Here is a 2,494-nt window from a genome sequence, read left to right on the forward strand (position 1 = left end):
CAGGGTTCGGCAAGCTTATCCTTTAATTTCCGGCAATCTTTTCCTTTAAGTCACACAAACTAGGTTGCCAATATATACTTCAGTTTTCATATATGGGTAATTTATTTGGTAATGATTATCGTCTAGAGGAGAGAAGGGGGTAGTTGCGCGACGCGCAACTACCCCCTTCTACGTGATTATCATTTTTATTTGGTAAAAGCCATTTTGGCGATCGCCTTTCTTACAAACAGAGCGATCGCAATAAACAAATATCAGCATTTACTCAAATATAGATAAAAATATAGTTTTAAACCATATCATGACCGCTTTGAATCATATCTGAGTACAAAAGTTCTAAATTTGGACTGAAATTGAAGTGTTTGAATACTCCTAAATTTAATAATAGGTAATGCTAACCCAACAGCTTTGCGAATTGATTGTTGCCCATCACTAACAACTCCATCAATTGGTACATCCAAAGTATTAGTTACTTCTAATTTTACCCTCAAATATTTTTGAGTTTTTTTGATTGTCTCACTTGGATTTAACCAATGTATATTTAGTTTTATACAAAGCTTGAAATCAATTTCTTCTCAGCTCTTTAGCCTCACCGTCTTCGTCACACAGGTTTATTTCTGCGGGTTTACTAAACATTTCTGTGTCTTATTATTTACTTGTAATCGGTAATGATTGCGTAAGTATTTATACTACATTTTGAAGTGCGGAATGTGGGGTATAAATAATTTGCACAGAAATAACAAGGTACACCAAATCGATGGAAAATACGAGTCCCTTGCTGAAGAATTTATCTTTTTCGATACAATTTTTTTTCGTGCAGATGCTTTTATAAGCGATCGCTTTTTAATAGTGACTGTACGTCAATATTTTTTCCCGTTGAGAAATATTACAGAAATTGTGGGGTTTTGTACCAGAACTTCATGCAGACACCCGTGTGGTAGATGTGCATATCTCTAGAAAAGCGGACAAAGGTTGAATTCAACCCCAACCATCCAGAAGTTGCGCGCGCATGTCCTCCTGATTTAGCTGTTGAAATCAAGAGGGCTAGGATTTCCCACTCCATATCAGTTAAGTCTGTGGGGTAAGAGTTTCGCACCATAAGCAACTATGTAAATATACTTCTTCTGGTGTATTTACCTTTGCTTTAACTCCTTTCTCGTGGCTTTTAGATTTACTTTATAAATAGCCTATAATTCACACTACACAGCAAAAAATGACTACGCTCTAGGGGTAATAACAAAAAATAGAAAACCTATAGGTTAAATACGAAATCTTCTATTTAGATTGGTGTAAGCGGCGAAACAGCCATTTAAATGGCGAAAAAGAGCGATCGCTGTTTAGGCGGATAACATTAAACGGTAGTTCGATGGTAAAAGTAGTACCTTTACGTAATTCACTTTGCACATTCAAACTACCCTGGTGTACCTGAACAATTGCAGAGGCGATCGCCAATCCTAATCCAGAACCACCAGTGCTACGAGAGCGATCGCTATTCACGCGATAAAAGCGATCGTAAATTCGAGTTAGTTCTTTTTCTGGGATACCAATACCCGTATCATGAACCCGAATCACAGCATGATGGTCACTACAACCGAGGCAAACCGTAACCTCCCCTCCTTTGGGTGTATACTGAATTGCATTGACAATTAAATTAGAAACCAAACGATAAAGCTGGTCGTTATCACCGACAATATTTACTGGCTTATTTACCTTGATGCTAGATTGCAGCATTACGCCTGCCGCGGCTGCCATTGCTTCAAATTCCTCGACTAAATCGCTGACAATATCATTTAGACAACATTGTTCTAGTTGTACTGGCAAGTGTTGCCTATCTAAACGAGCCAATAATAATAAATCTACAACCAAAGTAATAAGTCGCTGATTCTGACGGTGGATAGTTCGCAGAATGTCCCGCGTTTCTTCTTCGTCCAGTTCCGACATTAAAAGCGCTGATTCCACCGTTGCGCCTGTTGCAGCCAAAGGCGTTCGCAATTCGTGTGCAACATCTGCTGTAAACTGTTGAATTTGTCGATAAGATTGATAAATTGGCTGCATAGCTAATCCTGATAGCCACCAACTAGCAACTGCAACCATACCCATTGCGATCGGCAATCCCAAACCTAAACTTAATTTCACACTATCCAGATAACGATTAAATTCTTCAAGACTTCGCCCCACTTGCATATAGCCCCAATCCCGATGATCTTGGGTGTGTAGCATTAAAGAATTTTGATGATAATCATTGCCTTTGTTGTCTTTGAGAAATAACCATTTTTCATTCCTGAAGACAGTAGACAGTCCTTCTGGATAATTGCCAGTAGTAGCAATCAAGCGTCCTGAAATATCAAAAAAACGCACATAGTAGTGATCTTTATTAACTACACCAAGAAAATGGCGTTTAGTATCTGACTGCTGTTGAGTACAACTGGCTCCAATTCTACATCAGGGCGGCCGCATCTTATTTACTAATAAAAATTAAAACAGATCTGAAAATGTC

At 38.5% G+C, this 2,494-nt stretch carries 3 pseudogenes; 1 reads left to right on the forward strand and 2 read right to left on the reverse strand.

The features are described 5' to 3' along the window. Nucleotides 1-877: 877 nt before the first annotated feature. Nucleotides 878-998 (forward strand): annotated as a pseudogene (locus ACM0OY_RS40080) (winged helix-turn-helix domain-containing protein); the annotation flags it as partial. Here ACM0OY_RS40080 and ACM0OY_RS40085 read toward each other — a convergent pair. Together ACM0OY_RS40085 and rppB are read right to left on the reverse strand one after the other, a co-directional pair. Then, nucleotides 995-1,096 (reverse strand): annotated as a pseudogene (locus tag ACM0OY_RS40085) (transposase); the annotation flags it as partial. The pseudogenes ACM0OY_RS40080 and ACM0OY_RS40085 overlap by 4 nt on opposite strands. 176 nt (nucleotides 1,097-1,272) lie before the next feature. Beyond that, nucleotides 1,273-2,439 (reverse strand): annotated as a pseudogene (gene rppB / locus ACM0OY_RS40090) (two-component system sensor histidine kinase RppB); the annotation flags it as partial. Between the last annotated feature and the right edge of the window lie 55 nt (nucleotides 2,440-2,494).

The organism is Nostoc sp. CCY 9925 (genome assembly GCF_963920935.1).
GTDB lineage: Bacteria > Cyanobacteriota > Cyanobacteriia > Cyanobacteriales > Nostocaceae > Nostoc.